This window comes from Streptomyces sp. EDA2-14, from assembly GCF_054963755.1.
In genome coordinates this window covers 252,195-274,585 of record NZ_JBUEGE010000010.1, presented here as the reverse complement: position 1 = coordinate 274,585, position 22,391 = coordinate 252,195, and the positions used below count along the sequence as shown (strand labels likewise).

The window sequence follows — 22,391 nt, the reverse complement described above, 5'->3', positions numbered from 1 at the left end:
GGTTCCTCCGACCGCCTGCCCTGCCGACCCCGTCGCCGCCGCACCGACCGGGTCAGTAGGGCAGGTTCGGTCGTGTGCGCTGCGTCCAGCGGCGCTCCGCGTAGGCCAGGTCGTCGCGCCACAGTCGTCCCGCCGCCTTGCGCATCAACGGGCGGAGCATGAAGGACGCGTGTCGCGCGACCGTGAAGCCGGTGCGTTCGGAGGTGGCGAGCACTGCCTCGACCACGGCCGTGCGGGGGTTGGGGTGTCCGGGTGCGGTGAGCGGTGTGGCGTGGGTTTCGACGACGGAGTCGCGTCCCTCTCCGTCGGTGATGTGCATGACGACGGTGCGCGGTTCCGGGGCCGTGAAGACGGCGCGGACGGGGACGACGAACCGGGTCGTGAGTTTGAAGGACACGTCGACGACGAACCGGTCGGGGTCGGTGGTGTCGCCCTCGGGGCTCTCGGTGACCTTCAGGTCGACGAACGAGTAGGGGTGGAACCAGGCGCCGTGCCAGGGGTCGAGACGGTTGGCGACGATGTCTTCGGGTTCGCAGCGGCCGAAGCCGGTGTAGACGGCCTCGAGGGAGCGCGTCGGGTTCGGGCGTGGGGGCACCACGGGACGGTCGAGCGGCTTCTCGCCGTCCACGGAGTCGAGGCGGACCCACATCAGGACGCCGTCGTCGTGGACGGGCAGCGCGCGCCAGCCGGGACCGCCGTCCGCGCCGAGTGTGAGGCCGTGCCAGTGGCAGACGAGCGCTCCGCAGCGCAGTGGGCTGTCCTTGAGCGGTGCTCCCAGGTGGGGGCAGGCGCCGGGGCCTGCGGCCAGCTTGCCGTGGGCGTCCCGCCAGACGACCAGTTCCCGGCCGGCCACGGTGCGTCCCAGGGGCGCGTCGGCGGGTACGTCGCGGGTGGCTCCGACGACGTACCAGTTGCCCGACGGGCGTGCTTGTGACCGCTTCAGCGCGGTCTCGATGACGGCGGGGCGTGCCTGTCGCCAGGTGGGTTCCTGACGCTCCCACGGCTGGGGGTTCTTGCGGCGGGTGAGCGGAAATCGTGGCGTTCCGGGTTGCTTGGTCATGCTGCCTCTTCGCGCGCCGAGGGGGCGAGGGTCAGGGTGTCGGGCGTCCGCCCCGCGCAGGAGTGGCGAGGGGTGGGCGTCGCGGGTGTGGAGCGGTGGCGGATGCGGGCGTGGGTGATGCGGGCCAGTCCGTCGAGGGCGACGACGGCCCGGCGGTGGCGGGGTACGACGGCGCGCCGGTGCAGGACGTTGTATCCGTCGGCGGCGACGGCGTCGAGGATCCCGGAGTACAGGACGAAGGCGGTGCGGATGCAGGGTCTGGACACCGGGTCCAGCAGGGCGATTCCGGGGACCGCCTTGCGGTAGACGTCGCGGGTGAGCGCTTCGAAGGCCCGGAGCGCGTCGGTGATGCGGTGGTCGGACCGGCCGGTGGCGCGGCTCCACTGGAGTCGGTCGCGGTCGATGCCGTGTGCGGTGAGCAGGTCGGCGGGGAGGTAGACGCGTCCGCGGTCGAGGTCCTCCCCCACGTCCCGCAGGAAGTTGGTGAGTTGGAAGGCCACGCCGAGGTCCGCCGCGTACGGTTCGGCCTCGGCGCGCGGCACGGTGGTCCCGAGGACGGGGAGCATCTGCAGGCCGATCACGGCTGCCGAACCGTGCATGTAGCCCCTGAGGTCGGCGTAGGTGGGGTAGTCCGTGACGGTGAGATCGTCACGCATCGCCGTCATGAAGTCCTGGAAGTGGTCGGCGTCGATCTCGTAGCGGTGTGCGGTGTCGGTCAGGGCCTGGACGACGGGTTCGTGGCTGTGGCCCGCGCGCAGGCCGTGTCGCAGGCTGGTCGCCAACTCCTCCAGTGCCAGGGTTCGTTCGTCGCTCGTGCTCCGGTCGCCGAGGGAGTCGACGATGTCGTCGGCCCAGCGGGCGAATCCGTACAGCGCGTGGACGGCGGGGCGATGCCGCGCGGGCAGGAGCCGGGTGGCGAGGAAGTAGGTCTTGCCGTGGCGGGCGTTGAGCTCGCGGCAGTGCGTGTAGGCGCGGCGCAGGGTGGGATCGGTGATGCCGGCAGCGTCGAGTTCACGGGTGGTCACGAGGCCGCTCCTTTCGGGGTCTTGAGCGTGCTGCGGGCTCGGCGGGCTGCGGGTGTGGACGGTCCTGTGATGCGGGCGGCGGCGAGCTTGCCGGACAGCAGCACGGTGGGTACGCCCACGCCGGGGGTGGTTCCGCAGCCGGCCAGGACCGCGTTGTCGGTTCCCCGCACGAGGTTGCGCGGGCGGAACGGGCCGGTCTGCGCGAAGGTGTGCGCGGCGGAGAACGGGGTGCCTGCGGCGTGTTCCTGTGCGTGCCAGTCGGCGGGGGTGACGAGGCACTGTTCGTCTATCGAGTCGCCGATGCCGTCCAGACCGCGTCGCTCCAGTTCGGTGAGGAGCTCGGCCCGGTAGCGGGGCGCGAGATCGCCCCACTGGGAGGCGTTGGGGCCGACGTCGGTGTTCGGGCAGGGCGCCAGGATGTAGTGCAGGTGGCGGCCGGGCGGCGCCAGTGTGGGGTCGGTGGCGGTGGGCCGGGTGATGAGCAGGGACGGGTCGCTCATCAGGCGGCCCTTGCGGGTGAGTTCGTCGAACGTCTCGTGCCAGGCCGATCCGAACGAGATGGTGTGGTGGGCCAGTTGAGGCCATGTCCGGTCGGTTCCGGCGTGCAGGATCACGGCCGAGGGCGCGTGCCGCACCGGTGCCGGGCGGCGTGGGGTGCGGCCGAGCAGACGGTAGGTGACGGGCAGGTCGGGGGTGAGGACGACGGCGTCGCAGGCGATCCGCTCGTCGCTGGTCACCACGGCGGTGATGCGGTCTCCCGAGCGCTCGAGGGACTCCACCGTGCGGCCGTAGCGCAGTTCGGCCCCCGCGTCGCGGGCGGCGTCCGCCATGGCCTGCGGGAGTGCGTGCATGCCACCGCGCGGGAAGTACACCCCGGCGACGGTGTCCATGTAGGCGATGACCGCGTAGGCGGCGAGGGCGCGGGCCGGGGGCACCCCGGCGTACAGGGCCTGGAAGGAGAAGACGCGGCGCAGGCGCTCGTCCTTGATGAACCGGGCGATCCGGGAGTCCATACGGCCGAAGCCACCGAGCGCGGCGAGTCTCGCCAGGTCGGGGGTGAGCAGTTGCAGGGGTGAGTCGAAGTTGGTGTCGATGAAGTGCTTCATCTGCGCCTGGTAGAGGCGGTGCAGCCAGTGGCGCAGGCGTACGTATCCGGCCGCGGCCTGCGGGCCGGCGAATTCTTCGACCGCCTGTTCCATGGCCTGTGCGTCGGTGTGGACATCGAGGCTGCTGCCGTCGGCGAACGAGGCGCGGTAGGCGGGGTGGAGAGGAATGAGGTCCACCCGGTCGCTCAGTCGTTCGCCGACCGCGGCGAAGGCTTCGTCGGCGAGGTCGGGCATGGTCATCACGGTGGGGCCGGTGTCGATGTGGTAGCCGCCGCGGGTGAGCCGTCCGGCCCGTCCGCCGGGCTGATCGTCCCGTTCGACGAGTGTCACGCGGCGTCCCGCGCCCAGCAGGTGGAGCGTGGCCGCGAGGCCGGAGAGTCCCGCGCCCACCACGACGACGTGGTCCGTCTTGCCGCCTACGGTCTTCACTTGGCAGCTCCCTGGAGTACGGCGGCAGCCGTGGTGCCGCGCCGGGCCGATGTGCTGGAGGACATGGGGACTTCGCCACCGGCCACCTGCTGAAGGAGCACGTGCAGGTGTGCGCGGGCTTCCGGGTCGAGCGTGGCCGCGGCGAGGTGGCGCATGCTCTGGGCGACCAGACGGCGGATCTTGTCCTCGACGATGTCCTTGGCCCCGGTGTCCTCGAGCACCTGCCTGATGTCGGCGAGGTCGGTGGCGCCGAGGTCCTTGCGGCCCAGGCAGCGGTCCATGACCCGCAGGGTGTGTGCGTCCTCGTCCCGCTCGGCGCGCGCATGGGCCAGAGCGACCAAGTAGGTCGGCTTGCCTGCCTGCAGGTCGCCCGCGGCGGGTTTGCCCCGCCGGTCGGGGTCCGTGAACACGTCGTCCAGGTCGTCGCGCAGTTGGAAGGCCAGGCCGGCGCCGCGGCCGGCCGAGCACAGGGACCGCAGGGTCGCCTCGTCGGCGTTGCCGAGGACGGCGCCCAGGTGCAGCGGTCGCTCCACGGTGTACAGGGCGGTCTTCAGGCATGCGGCTCGGATGGCGTGGGTGAGGGACCTCGTGCGGGTGCTCTCGCCCTGGATGTCGAGGTACTGACCGGCCACCATCTCCATGCGCATCTGCGCCCAGGTGTCGCGGATCCGGCGCATCTGGTGGCTCGGGATGTCGAGGACGGCGGCCTCGTCGTCGGCCCAGGCAAGGGCGAGGTCACCGGCGAGGATCGCTGCCGACTCACCGAAACGGGTGTCTCCTTCACGCGTGGAGGCGGCGTACTGGGCTGCGAAGTCGACGTGCACGGAAGGGCGGCCGCGCCGGGTGGGTGCCTGATCCATGATGTCGTCGTGGACCAGGGCGCAGGTCTGTATCAGCTCCAGCGCCGCGCTCAACTGGAGGGCGGCTTCGATCTGCCGGTCGTCCGGCAGGCCGCAGGCGCGCAGTCCCCACCACAGGAACTGCGGGCGTACGCGCCGCCCGCCGCCCAGGGTGAAGCGTGCGACGCGCTCGGCCACATCGGCGCCGAACGTGGCGTCGACGGCGGTGGCCTGTGCGACGCGTCGTGCGAGGAGCGGGGCAAGGTGCCGCTGCACGGTGAGCGGTACGTCGTCGTCGATCCGGCGCACACGCATCGAGCGCGGCAGGTGGCCGCCGCCCGTGTCGGCGAGGTCGCCTTCTCGGTGCGCCCCGTGGGGTGGCGCGACCGTCGCGGTGGCGCCCGGTGCCTCGTGGGAGGGCATGTCGGCTCCTTTGGGATACCTGTCGCAGGAGATGCTGTGCAGGGCATTCCTTGCCCTCGCCGTGATCGGATGCGCCTGACCGTGGCAAACGGAGCAATCTCGTGTTCGGACGGCTGTGCGCGGCGGTGATCGAGTTGATCGGCGCGTCCACGCATCCGCCGGAGGGGCAGCGGGAGAAGAGTGGTCCGTATCTGACTGTGGGACGCTGGAGGTGAACGTGCGCTCGGACGTGGTGATCATCGGCGCCGGGGCTGCTGGGCTGTCGCTGGCGGAGCGCCTGTGCACCGCGCCGGGGACGCCGTCCTCGCTGTCCATCCGCCTCGTCGACGCACCTGCCGGTCCGTTGCGGCCCCCGGCGCGTACGTGGTGCTTCTGGGAGCAGGGGCCGGGGCGCTACGACGACGCCGTGACCGCTTCCTGGAACCGGATGCTGGTGCGCGGCCCCGACGGGCGTCGGGCGGGCGGGAACACGGGGTCGATGCGGTACAAGATGATCCGCTCCCCCGACTTCGAGGCACTGGTGGAGAGACGTCTGGCCGCGCACCCGGGGCTGGTGCGCTCGCAAGGCGTGGTGGAGAGCATCGAGGTGGGCGGCGATGGCCCCTGCGTACTCGTCCGCACGGACGACGGCGGCCACGAACGTCTTGCTGCCCGCTGGGTGTTCGACTCGCGGCCGCTGGGCAGTCTGCCGCCGGCCCGTACGACGCTGCTGCAGCACTTTCGCGGCTGGTTCATCCGTACGGACCGGCCGGTCTTCGACACGGAGTCCGTCGAGCTGATGGACTTCCGCACCCCGCAGCCCGCACGCGGCCTGGCCTTCACCTACGTGCTGCCGACCAGCGCCCGCACCGCTCTGGTGGAGTACACGCAGTTCTCCCCGTCCACGCTGCCCGCGGACGACTACGACCGCGCTCTCACCGCGTATCTGCACGACGTCCTGGCGGTGCGGGACTTCCGCGTCGAGGCCCGTGAAGAGGGCGTCATCCCCATGACGGACGCCCGTTTCACCCGCCGCAGCGGCGAGGGGATCTTCAGGATCGGCGCGGCAAGCGGTGCCACACGTCCGGCGACGGGCTACACCTTCGCCGCCATCCAGCGCCAGACGTCGGCGATCGCGAACGCTCTGCTGGAGGGCCGCGATCCCGAACCGCCGGTCCCCCACTCGCGACGGTCCCTGACCATGGATGCGGTCCTGCTGCACGGGCTGGCCAGTGGCCATGTCGATGGAGCGGCCTTCTTCATGCGGCTGTTCTCCCGGGTGCCGACGCAGCGCCTGCTGCGCTTCCTGGACGGCGGCACGACGCTGTCCGAGGACCTCTCGATCGGCCTGAACAGTCCCGTGTGGCCGCTGTTGCGCAGTGCGGCGGAGCTTCCCATGCGTCCGCGGCGGCCCGTCTCCGCCATCCGACCCGCCCCGTCCTCGTAGAGGAGAACCATGCCCACCCTGCGCGATGCCGACCTGGCATCGGCTTTCGACCACGCCGCCGGCAGCTACGACGCTCTGGTGCGGGCCAACCCCGGCTACCACGCGCACCTGCGGCGCTCGGCGCGCCGTTTGGGCCTCGATTCCCGGGGGCGTGGCCTGCGCGTACTGGATCTGGGCTGCGGTACGGGAGCGTCGACCGCGGCGCTGCTGTCGGTGCTGCCGCAGGCCGAGATCACGGCCGTGGACGCCTCGGCGGGGATGCTCGAGAAGGCGGCCGCCAAGTCCTGGCCGGCCGGAGTCACCTTCACCCATGCGCCGGCCGAGGAACTGGACTCGGCCGGCGTCGGCGGCCCGTTCGACGCGGTGTTCGCCGCCTATCTCTTCCGCAACACGGCCGACCCCGACCGCATCCTGTCGTCGGTGTCGGCGGTGCTCAAACCCGGTGGCCGGCTGGCCGTGCACGAGTACACGCTCAGCGGCAGGCACCGCCACCGTGCCCTGTGGTCGGCGGTCTGTGCGGGCCTGCTGCCCGTCACGGCGGCGCTGGGGGACGGCGACCTGTACCGGCACCTGTGGCGCAGCGTCGTCGAGTTCGACACGGCCGAGCAGTTCGCCCGCCGGTTGCCTCGTACGGGGTTCACTCAGGTGCGGGTGCTGCCGCTGCCCGGCTGGCAGACCGGTATCACGCACACCATCGTCGGCCAGGTGCCGCCGGAAAGGACACACGGATGAAGCCTCGGCACAACGCGCCGCCGGGAGCCCTGGACCGACGGGCCGTGCACATCCCGGCGGCACCCGGGGCGGCCATGGCCACCGGCACAGCACCGTCGACGGCCGTCGTGGGTGGGGGGATCGCCGGCCTCGCGGCGGCCGTCGCGTTGGCCGAACGCGGCGTGCGGGTGACGCTTTTCGAGCGCGAGGCCGCACTGGGTGGCCGCCTGGCGGGATGGGACACGGTCCTTGCCGACGGCTCGTCCGCCACCATGAGCCGCGGCTTCCATGCCTTCTTCCGCCAGTACTACAACCTGCGGGCACTGCTGCGCAGGACCGATCCGCATCTGCGACGGCTGACCCCGCTGCCCGACTATCCGTTGTGGCACGCCGACGGAATGCGCGACAGCTTTCGCCACGTCCCGCGCACTCCTCCGTGGAGTGCTCTGGGATTCGTCGCGCGCAGCCCGACCTTCACCCTCGGCGATCTTCCGAAGATGAACGCGCGGGCGGCCCTGCCGCTGATGGATGTGCGGGTACCGGAGATCTACGACCAGCTCGACGGCGTCAGTGCCCACGATTTCCTTCAGTCGATCGGATTTCCCGAGGCCGCCCATCATTTGGCGTTCGAGGTGTTCTCGCGCAGCTTCTTCGCGGATCCCCGCCGTCTCTCGGCGGCCGAAATGGTGCTGATGTTCCACATCTATTTCCTGGGATCCGCCGAAGGTCTCTTGTTCGACGTCCCGGACGATCCCTTTCCGACCGCTCTGTGGGATCCGCTCAGCTCCTATCTGGAGAAGCAGGGTGCCGAGATCCGTCTGTCGGAGCCGGTCGACCGGATCGTGCCGTCGACGGACGGCGGTTTCACCGTCGCCGCCGGAGCCGACATCCGGCACTACGACGCATGCGTGCTCGCTCTCGACACCGAAGGGTTGCGGCAGGTGGTCGAGCGCAGTCCCGAACTGGGCGACGCGCCCTGGCGTGAGCGGATCGCCGGGCTGCAGACCGCTCCCGCCTTCCTCGTCTCGCGGCTCTGGCTGGACCGGCCGGTGGCGCACGACCGGGCCGGTTTCCTCGGTACCAGCGGTTTCGACGGCCTGGACAATGTCAGCGTGCTGGAGCGCTGGGAGCAGGAGGCCCACCGCTGGTCACGCCGCACGGGCGGGTCCGTGGTGGAACTGCACGCCTACGCCGTCGCGGACGACGCGGACCGGTCCGGCGCACAGCGACGGCTCGTCGAGCAGTTGCACCGGGTGTATCCCGAAACGCAGTCGGCCCGCATCGTCGACGTCCGCCACGAGTGGCGCCAGGACTGCCCGCTGTTTCCCGTGTCCGGATACAACGACCGCCCCGCGGTCACCACGTCCCACTCCCGCCTCATGGTTGCGGGCGATCTGGTGCGCACGGGCCTGCCGGTGGCGCTGATGGAGCGGGCCGCGACCAGCGGCATGCTCGCGGCCAACGGCCTGTTGCGGCAGTGGCAGCTGCGGGGGCACCCGCTGTGGACCGTTCCGCAGCGGGGACGCAGCCCACTGCTGCGCCAACTGGCGCGCCGGACGCCGACGCCCTCGTGATGAGGGCCGCCGACGCCCGGCGTCGTGGTTGAGCACTTGGCCCGGCTTCAGCAGAGCGGCGCGCGCGTCATGTTGCCGCCGTCCTGCGGCGTGTACTCGACCTCGCAGGGGTCGACTCCCGCCCGCTGCAGTGCGGTCCGCGCCTCCCCGATCTGCTGCGCGCCGAGTGCGGGCGTGCGCGAGAGGACGAATCCGCTGCGGCGCTCGGAGTCGGTCACGACCGCCCATTGGTAGGCGTCGTCGAGGCCGACCACGATGTAGTTGGCGTCCTTGCCGTGCTTGTAGTGGCCGTTCACTCCGGCGAAGGAGACATTGAGGCGCGCGCCGCTCGCGTCCAGGGGCTTGGCCTCGCCCTGCACGCTGCTGGTGAGGCCGAAGCCGGTCGCGCAGGAGTTCTTCACGGACACCGTGCCGGTCCCGCTCAGTCCGTAAACGGCACTCGAATTCTTCACGCACTGTGCCTCGTAGGGGGCCGGGACGGCCGCGATTTGGTACCACTTTCCGAGGTACCGCTGCATATCCACCCGTGCCACGGGCGCGGGCTCGGTGTCGGCGCGTGCCGCGGCGGTCGCCGACGTCACCGCCGGACCGGCGAGGAGCGCTCCGGCGGCGAGTGTGCAGACCACGGTGCGGCGTACCTGAGAACGGTGAATCACGGTCGACCTCCATCGAGTAATGCAAAGGCACTGGACGAACGCATTCCGTACCGACCGTGGTTGCGGTTGCACCGACTCGAGATATTCGGCCGCTTTCGAGCGACTTTGGCCCGAACGGGGCAATCCGCTCAGTCGAGAGTGGTGATCCGGGCGTGGCATGCTGCTCGTCGGCTCGCGGTGGCGCCGACCGGCGTTCCTCGTGCCCCTGTCCCCGATCAGTTCCTGCCTAGGTGAGCACCACAGATGAAAGAAAAAGTGAGATTCCCGAGCGTCGTCGGTCCCGAACTGGCCGGGGTGATCGACCTGCCGGAGGGCGAGGTCCGAGGCTGGGGGCTCTTCGCCCACGGCTTCACCCTCGGCAAGGACTCCCCGGCCGCATCGCGGGTCAGCAAGCAGCTGGCACGCGAGGGCATCGGCACGCTCCGCTTCGACAACCTCGGCATCAAGGACTCCGACGGTGACTGGGGAGACGGTTCCTTCACCGTCAAGGTGCAGGACACGGTCCGTGCGGCGGCGTTCATGGCCGAGCGCGGGACACCCGTGGACCTGCTCGTGGGGCACTCGTGGGGAGGCGCCGCCGCTCTCGCCGCCGCCCACGAGATCCCCGGTCTGCGTGCGCTGGCCACGATCGCCGCACCCGTCGACCCCAGCCACGTCGAGCGGCAGTACGACTCGGTCCTCGACCGTGTGCTCAGCGAGGGGGAACACGAGTGGTTCGTCGGCGGACGCACCCTCGTCCTCAAGAGGGCCTTCGTCGAGGACGTCCGCAAGGCGCACCTGCGCGACCGGATCGGCGAGCTGAACCTTCCGCTCCTCGTCGCCCACTCCCCCACCGACTCCACCGTCGACATCGACAATGCGGCGGAGATCTTCCAAGAGGCCCGGCACCCGCGCAGCTTCATCTCGCTCGAAGGAGCGGACCACCTGCTGACCGCGCGGGGGCAGGCGCAGCGTGCCGCGCACATCATCAGCGCCTGGGCCGACCAGTACCTGGACGAGCCGCGCGCCTGAACAACGGCCGTACGCCGGGGCCGGCGCCTGCCGTCCGCCCCGGCAACCACCCCCACAACACCCCCACCGGTCCGGTGTACCCATCGGGGCGCCCGGTGTCTACGGTGGTCGTGGGGCTTCCACGGGCCTGAGGGATCGACAGGAGACGGGCGGAGTGCGGGGTATGGGGGACGCTGGTACGGGCGGCGCGGGGGTCGGGCGGGTGATCGCCGGCCGGTATCGCGTGGTCGGGCGGCTCGGCAGTGGCGGCATGGGAACCGTCTGGCGCGCCGTGGACGAGCGGTTGGGCCGCGAGGTCGCGGTCAAGGAGCTTCGGACGTTCGACGACGCCGACGGACCGGACCCCGCCGAACAGCAGTTGCGGATGCGGCGCGAGGCGCGGGCCGCCGCGCGGGTGCGGCATCAGGGTGTCGTCGCCGTGCACGACGTCACCGATCACGAGGGCCGTCCCGTGATCGTGATGGAGTTCGTCGACGGCGAGTCGCTGCACGGGCTGCTGCAGCGCGGTGGCCCCCTGGATCCCCTCGAGGCCGCCCGCATCGGCGCGCAGGTGCTGGACGCGCTCGCCGCCGCGCACCGGGCCGGGGTGTGGCACCGGGACGTGAAACCCAGCAACATCCTGCTGGAGCGCGGCGGTCGGGTCGTCCTCACGGACTTCGGCATCGCCGCCCTGCAGGAGCCGGGTGACGGCGCCGCCACCCGCATTACGCGCAGTGGCGAGCTCGTCGGCTCCCTCGACTACCTCGCCCCAGAGCAGGCCCGCGGCGGTGACGTAGGACCCGCTGCGGACGTGTGGGCGCTGGGCGCCTCGCTGTTCGCGGCCGTCGAGGGTGCGCCGCCGTTCCGGCGTACGTCCACGTGGTCGACGATCACCGCGATCGTCACCGAGCCGTTGCCCACGCCGCAGCGCGCGGGGCCACTGGCGCCCGCGCTGGCCGAGCTGCTGGACAAGGATCCGGCTCTGCGGGCCGACGCCGTGCGCGCCGCGCGGTTGCTGCGCGCCACTGCCTCGGGGGAGCCGCTGCCTCCCCCGCCGCCGGACACGATGCGGCTAGGCCGGCGAGAGTCCCAGCAGGCGCCTTTCGTGCCCGCTCCCGTTGATCATCCCGGACCGTTGGCGTCGTCGGCCGGTGCGCAGACCGTCACGGCGCAGCAGGGCGGTCCGCGGCGGCGCGGCGCTCTCGCGGCAGCGGTCGTCGCCGTACTGCTGGCCGGGGCCGCGGCGACGTACGCCGTGACGAGTCAGGGCGACGACGGTGGGGGCCGGAGTGCGGCGGGGCCGGCTGCCGACGGCACCAAGTCCGCGGCCCGGTCGGCAGAGTCCGTCGCGCCGCCGGCCGACGAGCCCACTCCGACGCACGGCTCGGACGCCTCGCCCGGTGCGTCCGCGAGTGACACACCCTCACCCGCCTGCACCCGCATCGAGGGCGGTAAGTCCAACTGCCGGGTGTGGCGCTCCGCCACCTCGTACGACTCCGAGCACCGCCCCGTCGGCACGCTCCGCAGTGGCACCAACTACTTCTACTGCCAGGTCGAGCTCACGCGGCGGGAGACGTACGGGAAGTGGACCAACGTCTGGTGGGCGAAGACCGACGACGACACCGGCAATTCCGGTGTGTTCGTCAGCGACGTCTACCTCACCGGCGGCAAGAACGACCAGCCCGTGCCGGGGCTGGCGGAGTGCTGAGCACGTAACGGGCCTGCGCTGTGCGCGCCCGACGCACTTCTATCGGACACGCTCATTGCTCATAGAATCGGCGTGTGACGAACGACGATTCCGCATTCGCAGCACTGGGCGCACTGGGCGATCCCGTACGCCGTCGCCTCTACCGGTATGTCGCCGCCCAACCGGACGACGTAGGGCGTGACGCGGCGGCGGAGGCGGCCGGGGTCTCCCGGTCGTTGGCCGCGTTCCACTTGGACAAGCTGGTCGAGGCCGGGCTGCTGACCGCGTCGTCGAAGCGGCTGTCCGGGCGCACCGGGCCGGGCGCGGGGCGGCCCGCGAAGGTGTACCGGCGGTCCGACGGCGAGCATGCCGTGTCCCTGCCGCCCCGGTCCTACGACGCCGCCAGCCAGCTGCTGGCGTCGACCGTGGAGAACGCGGGCCTCGACCGAGAGTTGCAGGACGCGGCCCGGGCCGCGGGCGCGGCGCAGTCGGACGTGGACGCGGACGAACTGGTCGACACGCTCGGCGAGCGCGGGTACCAGCCGTACTGGGACGAGGGGACGCTGCGCCTTCGCAACTGCCCCTTCCATGCCCTGGCCGAGGAGTTCCCGGCCCTCATCTGCGGGATGAATCTCGCGCTGCTGGAGGGGATCGCCCCCGCCCAGTGGTCGCCTGTCATGGACCCCTGCCCGGGCGGCTGCTGCGTGTCCCTCACCCGGAAACCCGACTGACGCGAAGGTCCGCCGCCACCTCGCCGTCTTTCTAAAAACAATATCCGTTGACTATAGAGATGGGTTCGGCCATGCTGAGGCCATGTCCACGACTGGCTTTCACCTCGCGCAGGTCAACATCGGCCGCCTCGTCGCCCCGCTGAGCGGCCCCGAACTCGCCGACTTCGTCGATCAGCTCCCCGAGATCAACGCACTCGCCGACCGCAGCCCCGGATTCGTCTGGCGCATGGTCGACGACGACGGGGAGGACGCGACGGGCTTCCGCCCCGACGACGCCGACGACATGCTGCTCATCAACTGCTCGGTGTGGGAGTCCGTCGAGGCGCTGCGGAACTTCACTTACCACACGGATCATCTGCGGGTCCTGAGCCGCCGCCGCGAGTGGTTCCAGCGCATGGCCGAGGCCCACCAGGCCCTGTGGTGGGTGCCGGCCGGCCACCGGCCGAGCGCCGCCGAGGCGATGGAGCGGGTCGCGCTCGTCCGTGAACACGGCCCCGGTCCCGAGGCGTTCACCTTCCGCGCCCCCTTCCCCGCGCCGGCCGCGACCGGCACGGGGTGACGACTCCGGTCGGAAGGCGACCGGCACGTGGTCGCTCACGATGACGTGCCGGTCGGTCGCGCAGGACGCCGCGCGCTCCGCCTCACCCCGGCACCTCCGTCAGCATGCGCCACCCCGGCGCGTACCTCCCGTGCAGGACCAGTGACGCCGCACCCACCGCTCCCGCCGTCTCCCCGATCAGGCTCGGTTCCACCGTGATTCCGCCCAGCGCCCGGGCCACCGACGTCGTGTTGACGGCTGCGTCGATCTCCTCGCCCAGCACCCGCTCCACACCCACGAGCGCCTCGCCGCCCAGCACCACCCGGCTCACGTCGAGCAGCGCGACGGCCCCGCGCACCGCCTGACCCATCCGCCGCCCGGCCAGGCGCACCACGTCGTGGGCGGCCTCGTCCCCGGCGCGCACCGCGCGGCGCAGCAGCTTCCAGTCGGCGCGTACAGCGGCGGGGGTACCGGCAAGGCCGATGCGGCGTGCGGCGGCCTCGCCGTGCCGGGCATAGAGGTCCTCGACCAGAGCGGCGGGGTTGCAGTACGGGCCGAGACAGCCGTAGCTACCGCAGTCGCAGCGACGGTTGCCCGGCTCGGACTGGGCGTGGCCGATCTCGCCCGCGTTGCCCGAATCGCCGCGCAACACTTGGTTGTTGAGCATGATGCCGGCGCCGAGTCCCGCGCCCATGTACAGGTACAGGAAGCCGCCCGCACGGTCCTCGCCGCCGATCCAGCGCTCACCGATGGCCGCGGCCGTCGCGTCGTTGTCCATCGCCACCGGCATCCCGCACGCCTGCGCGAACATGTCGAGCAGGGGGACGCGGCGCCATGCGTCGAAGTTCGGCGGGTCCACGACCGCGCCCGCCTCCGCATCGATGGGGCCGGGTGCGGCGATCCCCAGACCGAGCAGCCGGCCGCGGTCGATCGCGGCGCGCTCGGGCAGCCGGAGCGCCGCGCGCGCGACCCGGTCGACCACCTGCGCGGGATCGCTGGGGCGCGGCAGGTCGAAGCGGCGGCTGAGCAGTACCGAACCGGCGAGGTCCACCAGGACGATCACGGCGGCGTCGGGGTCGAGGTGCACCCCGAGGGCGTAGGCGCCGTCGGCGCGCGCGGTGAGCAGGGTGCGGCGTTTGCCGCCGCTGGACGGCGCGTGCCCGGCCTCGGCGATCAGGCCCTCGCCGAGGAGTCGGCGTACGACGTTGGACACCGTCTGATTGGTGAGTCCGGTCATGGGCCCCAACTCGACGCGGCTCACCGGCCCCTTGGTGCGGATGGCGTCCAGGACGACGGCCTGGTTGTAACCGCCGACCCGGGGCAGGTTCGTGCCGCTGCGCGCCATGCATGGCCTCCTTCGTGCAGGTGAGGGTGTCGTTCCCAGCGGCTCGTGTCCAGCGCTCCGGGCTTTCGGCGACGAGATTATGCAGCAGGCGTTGACTTAGTCCATCCATTGGATTTAGGTAATCGCCAACGCATCACGCACCACGCGCACCACGCCCCCACCGTCGGCGACTTCCGAAACGCCGTCCGACCCGGGCGCCGCAACACCTCTGGTACCGCCTGCAGTCGAGCACCCGATACGGGCGCCGAGCCGCCACCTCCTGGAGGAACCCCTTGCGCAAGAAACTCTTCGCCGCCCTCGCGGTCACCGTCGCGACAACGTTGTCCGCAACCGCTTGCGGCGGTTCCGGATCCTCCGCCGGCGGCGACTCGATCAAGGTCGTCTACTGGCAGCACCTCGACCAGAACGACCACAAGCAGCAGCGGTTCCTCGCCTCGATGAAGAAGTCGTTCGAGAAGGCCCACCCCGGCAAGAAGGTGCAGATCGTTCCGGTCACGGCGTCCGAGAACGACTACTACACGAAGATCCAGCTGATGATGCGCTCCCCGTCGACGGCGCCCGACATGGTCTACGAGGACACCGCGCTCATCAACTCCGACATCGCCAGCGGCTACCTCAAGCCGCTCGACGAGTACGTGTCCAAGTGGTCGGACTGGGGCAATTTCGCGAAGGCCGCCAAGGACGCCGTCTCCTCCCCCACCGACGGCAAGACGTACGGCGTCCCGGACGACACCGACACCCGCGGCATCTGGTACAACCAGAAGCTGTTGAAGAAGGCGGGCATCAAGACGCCCTGGCAGCCGAAGAGTTGGCAGGACATCCTCGACACGGCGCGCACGCTCAAGAAGAAGCTGCCGGGTGTCGTCCCGATGAACCTGTACACCGGCCAGGCCGGCGGCGAGCAGTCCACCATGCAGGGCTTCGAGATGCTGCTGTACGGGACCGAAGCCGCCGGTGACTCGCTGTACGACGCCAAGAAGAAGAAGTGGATCGTCGGCTCGCAGGGCTTCAAGGACGCGCTGAAGTTCGTGCGCACGGTCTACTCCGAGGATCTGGGCCTGGACAAGTCGACCGCACTCGGCCCGAACGCGGGCACGGAGGTCGGCACGAAGCTGATGCCGCAGAGCAAGCTCGCCATCAACATCGACGGTTCGTGGATGGCCAACAGCTGGCTGAAGACCGGGCCGAGCCCGTGGCCCGAGTGGACGAAGACGATGCGGTCCGCCGCCATGCCGACGCAGACCGGCCAGGCGCCCGGCAAGGTCAGCATGTCGGGCGGCTGGGCGTGGTCGATCCCGTCGAAGGCCAAGAACCCCGAGCTCGCCTGGCAGTTCATCAAGGCGATCAAGAACAAGGACAACTCGGTGAAGTGGAACATCATCGAGTCCACGACCGCCGTGCGCACCGATGTGGCGGCCGACCCGAAGTACCTGAACGCGACGCCGACCAACAAGTTCTTCACCGGCCTGGTGAAGTACACCCACTTCCGGCCGGCGCTGCCCAAGTACCCGCAGGTCTCCAACGCGATCACCAAGGCCATGGAGTCCGTGACCACCGGGCAGGCCTCAGTGGACGAGGCCGCCAAGACCTACGACGGTGACCTGGCGACGGCCGTCGGCCCCGACGCCACCGTCAAGGGCGCCCGATGAAATCCGCCGCCACCGCCGACGTCGTCGCCCCCGGTGGGTCCGCGGCGGGCCGCGGCGCAGCGGGACGCTCGCTGCTGCGGGGCATGCCGCTGCTGCCGTCGCTCGTCCTGCTGGCCGTGTTCCTGGCCGGGCCGATCCTGTACTGCGTCTACGACGCGTTCACCGACGCCCAGTTGACGGGGGCCGCCGAGACGAACTTCGTTGGCCTGGACAACTTCACGCGGGCGCTGAACGACCCGAACTTCCTCAACGCCCTCTGGCTGACGCTGGTGTTCGTCGTCGGCTCCGCCGTCGTCGGGCAGAACACGCTCGGCCTGAGCCTCGCGGTCCTCGCCGAGAAGGCCACCAAGCCGCTGCGCTCGCTCACCAACGGCGTCGTGATCGCGGCATGGGTGCTGCCGGAGGTCGTGGCCGGATATCTGATGTACGCGTTCTTCTACAAGCAGGGCTCCTTGAACGACGTGCTCGGCCTGCTGGGGCTGCCGGCGCAGAACTGGCTGTACACACTGCCGATCCTCGCGGTGTGTCTGGCCAATGTGTGGCGCGGCACCGCGTTCTCGATGATGGTGTACTCGGCGGCGCTCAACGAGGTGCCGCGGGAGCTGGTCGAGGCCGCCGACATGGACGGCGCGGGCGTGTGGCACAAGCTGTGGCATGTGACGCTGCCGGTCATCCGCCGCTCCATCATGACCAACCTGATGCTGATCACGCTGCAGACGCTGTCCGTCTTCGGGCTGATCTACGCCATGACGCGCGGCGGCCCCGGCAACAAGAGCCAGACCCTGCCGGTGTTCATGTACCAGCAGGCCTTCCAGAACAGCATGATCGGTTACGGCACGGCGATCGCGCTGGTGCTGCTGGTCGTGGGCGCCCTGTTCTCCGTCGTGTACCTGAAGCTGCTCAAGGTGGAGGAGGACTGATGGCCGCCACTGATCTGCTGCCCACGAGGAAGACCGGTCGCGGCGGGGACGGCGCCCGCACCTCCCCCTCCGTACGCACCGTACGCCGCCGGGTCCGTCCGGGGCGGATCGCCGTCAACGCCGTCCTGCTGGTGATCAGCCTGCTGTTCGTGCTGCCGCTGGTGTGGATGGTGTTTGCGGCGTTCAGCTCGACGGCCAGTTTCGAGCTGGATCTGCCGTCGCCGCCGACGCTGGACAACTTCCACGCGATCCTGAACGTCGAGACGACGTACCGTCCGATGCTCAACGGGCTGCTGCTGTGCGGCGGCGCGACGCTGCTGTGCGTGGTCGCGTCGATCCTGGCCGCGTATCCGCTGTCGCGCTACCGCTCCCGGCTGCGCCGCCCGTTCCTGTACACCGTGCTGTTCACCACCGGGCTGCCCATCACCGCCGTGATGATCCCCGTGTACAGCATGTTCGTGCAGGTCGAGCTGATCGACTCGATGTTCGCGACGACCCTGTTCCTCGCCGCGTCCGCGCTGCCGATCGGGATCTGGCTGATGAAGAACTTCATGGACGGTGTGCCGATCGTCCTGGAGGAGGCCGCGCGCATCGACGGCGCGAACGCCATGCAGTCGCTGGGCCGCGTGGTGCTGCCGCTGATGTGGCCGGGTGTCACCGTCGTCACCGTGTTCACCTTCATCAGCATGTGGGGCAACTTCTTCGTGCCGTTCGTGCTGCTGCTGTCGCCGGAGAAGCTGCCGGCATCGGTGAGTGTGTTCACGTTCCTCAGCGCCCATGACCAGACGCAGTACGGGCAGCTGGCCGCGTTCTCCATGGTGTACACGCTGCCCGTGGTGATGCTGTACCTGCTGCTGACCCGAAAGCTGGGCGGCGGCTTCGCCCTGGGCGGTGCCCTCAAGGGCTGAGCCCGCACGCCCGAAGGCCCCCGACTCCCCCTTCCTGTCGTCCCGTTCCCGTTCTTCGAAAGGTGTTCTGTGCACTCCGACCGCGACATCGTCCAGCACCGCCTCAGGCGCGTCCTCGACGAACGCATCCGGCCTGCCGTCCACGCCGTGTCCGTACCCCTCGAAGTCGGCATCTGGCAGGTGCCGGGCGAGCCCGTGCCCGTGGCCGAGGGGCTCGCCGCCGACTACCGGGCCGTCGAGGTGGGCGCGCCCTGGGGTCCGGCCTGGACCACCAACTGGTTCAAGGTCACCGGCCGGGTCCCCGAGGAGTGGGCGGGGCGCCGCGTCGAGGCCGTCGTCGACCTCGGCTTCGGCACCACCGAGCCGGGCTTCTCCGCCGAGGGCCTGGCCTACCGGCCCGACGGCACGGCCGTGAAGGCACTCAACCCCCGCAACACATGGCTTCCGGTGGCCGAACACGCGGTCGGTGGCGAGGAGTTCACCGCGTACGTCGAGGCCGCCGCCAATCCGCTCGTGATGCACTCCGGGCCGGAGGACCGCAGTTTCGCGATCACGCCGCTCGGCGGTCGCGCGCCCTGGCTGGACGAGGAGGGTGCCTCGAACGGGGAGCCGCTGTACCGGCTGCGCCGCCTCGACCTGGCCGTCTTCGACGCGGACGTGTACGACCTCGTCCACGACATGGAGGTGCTCGACCAGCTCATGCGGGAGCTGCCCGAGCAGTCGCCGCGCCGCTGGCAGATCCTGCGGGCGCTGTCCGCCTCGCTCGACGCCGTGGACCTCCAGGACATCGGCGGGACCGCGGCCGCCGCCCGCGAGGTGCTCGCCCCGGCGTTGGCCCCGTCCGCCGCCGCCGGTGAGCACCGCATCTCCGCCGTCGGGCACGCCCACATCGACACGGCGTGGCTGTGGCCGCTGCGCGAGACGGTGCGCAAGGTCGCCCGCACCGTCTCCAATGTCACCCAGCTCATGGACGAGCACCCGGAGTTCCGCTTCGTGATGTCCCAGGCGCAGCAGCTGGCTTGGCTCAAGGAGCACCGGCCGGAGGTGTACGAGCGGGCGCAGGAGAAGGCGAAGACGGGGCAGTTCGTGCCGACGGGCAGCCTGTGGGTGGAGCCGGACACCAACATCACCGGGGGTGAGGCGCTGGCCCGGCAGTTCATCCACGGCAAGCGCTTCTACCTCGACGAGTTCGGGGTCGAGACCGAGGACATGTGGCTGCCGGACACGTTCGGCTACAACGCGGCGATGCCGCAGTTGATGAAGCTGGCCGGGGTGCGCTGGTTCCTCACGCAGAAGATCTCGTGGAACACCACGAACAAGTTCCCGCACCACACGTTCTGGTGGGAGGGCATCGACGGCACCCGTATCTTCAGCCACTTCCCGCCGGTCGACACGTACAACAGCGATCTGTCCGGCGCCGAGGTCGCGCACAGTGTGCGCAACTTCCAGGACAAGGGTTCGGCCAACCGCTCGCTCGCGCCGTTCGGCTACGGCGACGGCGGTGGCGGTCCGACCCGCGAGATGCTGGCGCGCGCCGAGCGGCTCGCGGACCTGGAGGGTTCGGCGCGGGTCGAGATCGAGAAGCCGGGCGACTTCTTCGCGAAGGCGCTGGAGGAGTATCCGGACGCTCCGGTATGGGTGGGCGAGCTGTACCTGGAGTTCCACCGCGGCACGCTGACCAGCCAGATCGCGACCAAGCAGGGCAACCGGCGCAGCGAACACCTGTTGCGTGAGGCCGAGTTGTGGGCGGCGACGGCGGCGCTGCGCACGGGGGCGGCGTACCCGTACGAGGCGCTGGACCGGCTGTGGAAGACGGTGCTGCTGCACCAGTTCCACGACATTCTGCCGGGCACGTCGATCGCGTGGGTGCACCGGGAGGCGGAGGAGACGTACCGTCAGGTGGCGGCCGAGCTCGCGGAGTTGATCGAGTCGGCGCAGACCGCGCTGGCCGGTCCTGCCTCAGACGACGGTGCGAAGGTCGTCTTCAATGCCGCCCCGCACGCTCGCGCGGGCGCCGCCGCCCTGGGTGCGGCGGTGCGCCGGGAGGACGCGGCGGTCTCGGTCGCCCCGCAGGTGCGGGACGGCGGGTACGTCCTGGACAACGGCCTGGTGCGGGTCGTGATCGACGAGCGGGGCCTGGTCACCTCGGCGTACGACATCGAGGGCGGCCGGGAGGCGCTGCCGCCGGGGGCGGTGGCGAACCTGCTCCAGCTGCATCAGGACTTCCCGAACCAGTGGGACGCCTGGGACCTCGACGCGTTCTACCGCAACACCGTCACGGACCTCACTCAGGTGGAGTCGGTGACCGCGGTGGACGGCGGGGTGCGCGTGGTGCGTGCCTTCGGGGACTCCCGTGTCGAGCAGACTCTGGGGCTCGCGCCGGGCGCTCGCCGCCTCGACGTCGACACGGTCCTGGACTGGCACGAGACGGAGAAGCTGCTCAAGGTCGCGTTCCCGCTGGACGTACGGGCGGGGCACTCGACGGCGCAGGTCCCGTTCGGGCACGTCGAGCGGCCCACGCACACCAACACCAGTTGGGACGCGGCGAAGTTCGAGGTGTGTGCGCACCGCTTCCTGCACGTCGGGGAGCGTGACTGGGGCGCCGCCCTGGTCAACGACGCGACGTACGGGCACGACGTGACGCGCGATGTCCGCGAGGACGGCGGCACGACCACCACGGTGCGGCTCTCGCTGGCCCGCGCGCCGCGCTTCCCTGACCCGGACACCGACCAGGGCACGCACCGGATGCGGTACGCGCTGCTGATCGGGGCGGGGGTCGAGGACGCGATCCGCGAGGGCTACCACCTCAACCTGCCGGAGCGGGCCGTGGCGGGTTCGGCGGAGGTGGCGCCGCTGGTGGCGGTCGACAACGCGGCGGTGGTCGTCGAGGCGGTCAAGCTGGCCGACGACCGTTCCGGCGACGTCGTGGTGCGCCTGTACGAGGCGTACGGCTCGCGTGCCACGGCCCTGCTCTCGCCCGGGTTCCGGCTCGCGTCGGCCACCGCCACCGACCTGCTGGAGCGTCCGCGGGCGGCGGACGAGCCCGCGTGCGAGGCCGCGGACGACGGGGTGCGGCTGCGGCTGCGGCCGTTCCAGATCCTGACGGTGCGGTTGACGCCCGTACGGGACTGACGGCGCGGCAGGTGCGACGGGGCCCCACGGGCGTGTGCGCGGGGCCCCCTTTCCCGAGAACCGGAGAAATTTCCGAGAACCCGAGAACAGGACGACGTTTTCGAGAACCGGACGACCAGGAGGTTCACCCGACATGGAGCACGACGACCGTCAGGCGCACGGGCGCCGCGGCCTGCTGAAGGCCTCGGCCACCGTGGTCGGCGCGGCGCTCACCGGCTCGCTCGCCACCGCCGGCACGGCGGCGGCCGCGGACGCACCAGGGCGGTTCCCGCGTGGGCCCGCGACCTTCCCCATGGGGCCGTTCACCAAGAGCGAGGCCAATCCGATTCTGCGGCCCGAGCCGTCGCACGAGTGGGAGTCGGCGTATCTGTACAACCCCTGTGCGCTGGTGGTGGGCGGCAGGATCGCGCTGCTGTACCGGGCGCAGAACAAGGCGAAGAAGTCGAGCATCGGTCTCGCCTGGAGCGACGACGGCATCACGTTCAGGCGCAGGGCCGAGCCGGTGCTCACTCCGAGCGAACCGTACGAACTGCCCGGCGGCTGCGAGGATCCGCGGGTGGTGCACGTCGGTGACACCTTCTACATGACGTACACGGGGTACGACGGGACGAGCGCGCTGCTGTGTCTGGCGACGTCGAAGGACCTGGTGCACTGGGAGAAGCACGGGCCGCTCTTCCCGGAGCTGCGCGACCCGATCCACGGGGACAAGCCGTGGAACAAGTCGGGTGCCATCCTCAGTACGCCCATCGACGGCACGTACTGGATGTACTTCGGCGAGTCCAATGTGTTCTGGGCGCGCTCGAAGGATCTGATCCACTGGGAGACCGTCGGCAACGAGGATCCGGTGGCGAAGCCGGTGCACGCCTGGGAGGGCTCGCTGATCGAGCCCGGTCCGCCGCCGCTGCGCACGGACGACGGACACATCCTGCTCGTCTACAACGCGCGCTCGGACGGCAAGGGCGGCTACACCAAGGGCCAGTACTCCACCGGCCAGCTCCTCATCGACCCGGCCGACCCGACGAAGGCGGTGGCCAGGCTGGAGCGGCCGTTCCTCGTGCCGACGTCGGCGGACGAGCAGGACGGCCAGGTGAACCATGTGGTCTTCACCGAGGGCTTGGTTCGCTTCCGCGACGCCTGGTACCTGTACTACGGCATGGCGGACTCGGTGCTCGGGGTCGCGGTGTGGCGGCCCTGAGACGCGGGCTTGGTGTGTCGCGACGGTCAGGCGGCGTCGCGGTCGGC

The 22,391-nt window shown here is 70.7% G+C and carries 18 protein-coding genes; 12 read left to right on the top strand and 6 right to left on the bottom strand.

The features are described 5' to 3' along the window. Nucleotides 1-52: 52 nt before the first annotated feature. The 4 genes from ACY34M_RS24495 to ACY34M_RS24480 are packed head-to-tail and all read right to left on the bottom strand — an operon-like array spanning nucleotide 53 to nucleotide 4,882. On the bottom strand, nucleotides 53-1,060 hold the full coding sequence (locus ACY34M_RS24495; protein ID WP_462720193.1) for a DUF5914 domain-containing protein: 1,008 nt from the start codon (nucleotides 1,058-1,060) through the stop codon (nucleotides 53-55). Further along, on the bottom strand, nucleotides 1,057-2,085 hold the full coding sequence (locus tag ACY34M_RS24490) for a phytoene/squalene synthase family protein (RefSeq protein ID WP_462720192.1): 1,029 nt from the start codon (nucleotides 2,083-2,085) through the stop codon (nucleotides 1,057-1,059). Before ACY34M_RS24490 ends, ACY34M_RS24495 begins: the two co-directional genes overlap by 4 nt. Then, the gene (locus ACY34M_RS24485; RefSeq protein ID WP_462720191.1) at nucleotides 2,082-3,620 is read right to left on the bottom strand and encodes a phytoene desaturase; all 1,539 of its coding nucleotides are present in this window, start codon (nucleotides 3,618-3,620) and stop codon (nucleotides 2,082-2,084) included. Before ACY34M_RS24485 ends, ACY34M_RS24490 begins: the two co-directional genes overlap by 4 nt. Then, nucleotides 3,617-4,882, bottom strand: coding sequence for a polyprenyl synthetase family protein (locus tag ACY34M_RS24480; RefSeq protein ID WP_462720190.1), 1,266 nt, complete (start codon nucleotides 4,880-4,882; stop codon nucleotides 3,617-3,619). Before ACY34M_RS24480 ends, ACY34M_RS24485 begins: the two co-directional genes overlap by 4 nt. Nucleotides 4,883-5,099: 217 nt before the next feature. On the opposite strand from ACY34M_RS24480, the gene ACY34M_RS24475 reads away from it, so the two are divergent. The 3 genes from ACY34M_RS24475 to ACY34M_RS24465 are packed head-to-tail and all read left to right on the top strand — an operon-like array spanning nucleotide 5,100 to nucleotide 8,593. After that, entirely contained in the window at nucleotides 5,100-6,308 is a 1,209-nt protein-coding gene (locus tag ACY34M_RS24475) for a lycopene cyclase family protein (protein ID WP_462720189.1), read from the top strand. Nucleotides 6,309-6,317: 9 nt separating this feature from the next. Then, nucleotides 6,318-7,040, top strand: coding sequence for a class I SAM-dependent methyltransferase (locus tag ACY34M_RS24470; protein WP_462720188.1), 723 nt, complete (start codon nucleotides 6,318-6,320; stop codon nucleotides 7,038-7,040). Continuing rightward, complete coding sequence (locus ACY34M_RS24465; RefSeq protein ID WP_462720187.1) at nucleotides 7,037-8,593, top strand: FAD-dependent oxidoreductase; 1,557 nt, start codon at nucleotides 7,037-7,039, stop codon at nucleotides 8,591-8,593. The genes ACY34M_RS24470 and ACY34M_RS24465 overlap by 4 nt, the downstream gene beginning before the upstream one ends. 47 nt (nucleotides 8,594-8,640) lie before the next feature. Here the strand turns inward: ACY34M_RS24465 and ACY34M_RS24460 are convergent, their stop codons facing one another. Next, the gene (locus ACY34M_RS24460; RefSeq protein ID WP_462720186.1) at nucleotides 8,641-9,249 is read right to left on the bottom strand and encodes a lipocalin family protein; all 609 of its coding nucleotides are present in this window, start codon (nucleotides 9,247-9,249) and stop codon (nucleotides 8,641-8,643) included. A gap of 255 nt (nucleotides 9,250-9,504) precedes the next feature. On the opposite strand from ACY34M_RS24460, the gene ACY34M_RS24455 reads away from it, so the two are divergent. The 4 genes from ACY34M_RS24455 (at nucleotide 9,505) to ACY34M_RS24440 (ending at nucleotide 13,216) form a co-directional block, all read left to right on the top strand. After that, nucleotides 9,505-10,260, top strand: coding sequence for an alpha/beta hydrolase family protein (locus ACY34M_RS24455; protein ID WP_462720185.1), 756 nt, complete (start codon nucleotides 9,505-9,507; stop codon nucleotides 10,258-10,260). Nucleotides 10,261-10,423: 163 nt separating this feature from the next. Continuing rightward, the gene (locus tag ACY34M_RS24450; RefSeq protein ID WP_462720184.1) at nucleotides 10,424-11,947 is read left to right on the top strand and encodes a serine/threonine-protein kinase; all 1,524 of its coding nucleotides are present in this window, start codon (nucleotides 10,424-10,426) and stop codon (nucleotides 11,945-11,947) included. A 74-nt stretch (nucleotides 11,948-12,021) separates the two neighbouring features. Then, nucleotides 12,022-12,657, top strand: coding sequence for a helix-turn-helix transcriptional regulator (locus tag ACY34M_RS24445; protein WP_462720183.1), 636 nt, complete (start codon nucleotides 12,022-12,024; stop codon nucleotides 12,655-12,657). 82 nt (nucleotides 12,658-12,739) lie between these two features. Further along, complete coding sequence (locus ACY34M_RS24440; RefSeq protein ID WP_462720182.1) at nucleotides 12,740-13,216, top strand: DUF3291 domain-containing protein; 477 nt, start codon at nucleotides 12,740-12,742, stop codon at nucleotides 13,214-13,216. Between the two features lie 82 nt (nucleotides 13,217-13,298). On the opposite strand, the gene ACY34M_RS24435 is transcribed toward ACY34M_RS24440, so the two are convergent. Then, a complete protein-coding gene (locus ACY34M_RS24435; RefSeq protein WP_462720181.1) occupies nucleotides 13,299-14,540 on the bottom strand; it encodes an ROK family transcriptional regulator in 1,242 nt (413 codons plus the stop codon). Nucleotides 14,541-14,812: 272 nt separating this feature from the next. On the opposite strand from ACY34M_RS24435, the gene ACY34M_RS24430 reads away from it, so the two are divergent. The 5 genes from ACY34M_RS24430 (at nucleotide 14,813) to ACY34M_RS24410 (ending at nucleotide 22,344) form a co-directional block, all read left to right on the top strand. After that, nucleotides 14,813-16,189, top strand: a complete 1,377-nt coding sequence (locus ACY34M_RS24430) for an extracellular solute-binding protein (RefSeq protein WP_462720180.1) — start codon at nucleotides 14,813-14,815, stop codon at nucleotides 16,187-16,189. Continuing rightward, nucleotides 16,186-17,109 (top strand): carbohydrate ABC transporter permease, encoded by a 924-nt coding sequence (locus tag ACY34M_RS24425; protein ID WP_462720179.1) that lies wholly within the window; start codon nucleotides 16,186-16,188, stop codon nucleotides 17,107-17,109. The genes ACY34M_RS24430 and ACY34M_RS24425 overlap by 4 nt, the downstream gene beginning before the upstream one ends. Further along, on the top strand, nucleotides 17,109-18,017 hold the full coding sequence (locus ACY34M_RS24420) for a carbohydrate ABC transporter permease (RefSeq protein WP_462720178.1): 909 nt from the start codon (nucleotides 17,109-17,111) through the stop codon (nucleotides 18,015-18,017). Before ACY34M_RS24425 ends, ACY34M_RS24420 begins: the two co-directional genes overlap by 1 nt. A 69-nt stretch (nucleotides 18,018-18,086) precedes the next feature. Then, nucleotides 18,087-21,149: an alpha-mannosidase gene (locus ACY34M_RS24415; RefSeq protein WP_462720177.1), complete on the top strand. Its 3,063-nt coding sequence runs from the start codon at nucleotides 18,087-18,089 to the stop codon at nucleotides 21,147-21,149. A 133-nt stretch (nucleotides 21,150-21,282) separates the two neighbouring features. After that, nucleotides 21,283-22,344: a glycoside hydrolase family 130 protein gene (locus ACY34M_RS24410; RefSeq protein WP_462720176.1), complete on the top strand. Its 1,062-nt coding sequence runs from the start codon at nucleotides 21,283-21,285 to the stop codon at nucleotides 22,342-22,344. Nucleotides 22,345-22,391 lie beyond the last annotated feature (47 nt).

Bases quoted from the DNA above. Each gene is read 5' to 3' on its own strand.
- ACY34M_RS24440 (WP_462720182.1), top strand. From the start codon at position 12,740: ATGTCCACGACTGGCTTTCACCTCGCGCAGGTCAACATCGGCCGCCTC.
- ACY34M_RS24420 (WP_462720178.1), top strand. From the start codon at position 17,109: ATGGCCGCCACTGATCTGCTGCCCACGAGGAAGACCGGTCGCGGCGGG.
- ACY34M_RS24450 (WP_462720184.1), top strand. From the start codon at position 10,424: ATGGGGGACGCTGGTACGGGCGGCGCGGGGGTCGGGCGGGTGATCGCC.
- ACY34M_RS24470 (WP_462720188.1), top strand. From the start codon at position 6,318: ATGCCCACCCTGCGCGATGCCGACCTGGCATCGGCTTTCGACCACGCC.
- ACY34M_RS24435 (WP_462720181.1), bottom strand. From the start codon at position 14,540: ATGGCGCGCAGCGGCACGAACCTGCCCCGGGTCGGCGGTTACAACCAG.
- ACY34M_RS24480 (WP_462720190.1), bottom strand. From the start codon at position 4,882: ATGCCCTCCCACGAGGCACCGGGCGCCACCGCGACGGTCGCGCCACCC.
- ACY34M_RS24410 (WP_462720176.1), top strand. From the start codon at position 21,283: ATGGAGCACGACGACCGTCAGGCGCACGGGCGCCGCGGCCTGCTGAAG.
- ACY34M_RS24465 (WP_462720187.1), top strand. From the start codon at position 7,037: ATGAAGCCTCGGCACAACGCGCCGCCGGGAGCCCTGGACCGACGGGCC.
- ACY34M_RS24495 (WP_462720193.1), bottom strand. From the start codon at position 1,060: ATGACCAAGCAACCCGGAACGCCACGATTTCCGCTCACCCGCCGCAAG.
- ACY34M_RS24425 (WP_462720179.1), top strand. From the start codon at position 16,186: ATGAAATCCGCCGCCACCGCCGACGTCGTCGCCCCCGGTGGGTCCGCG.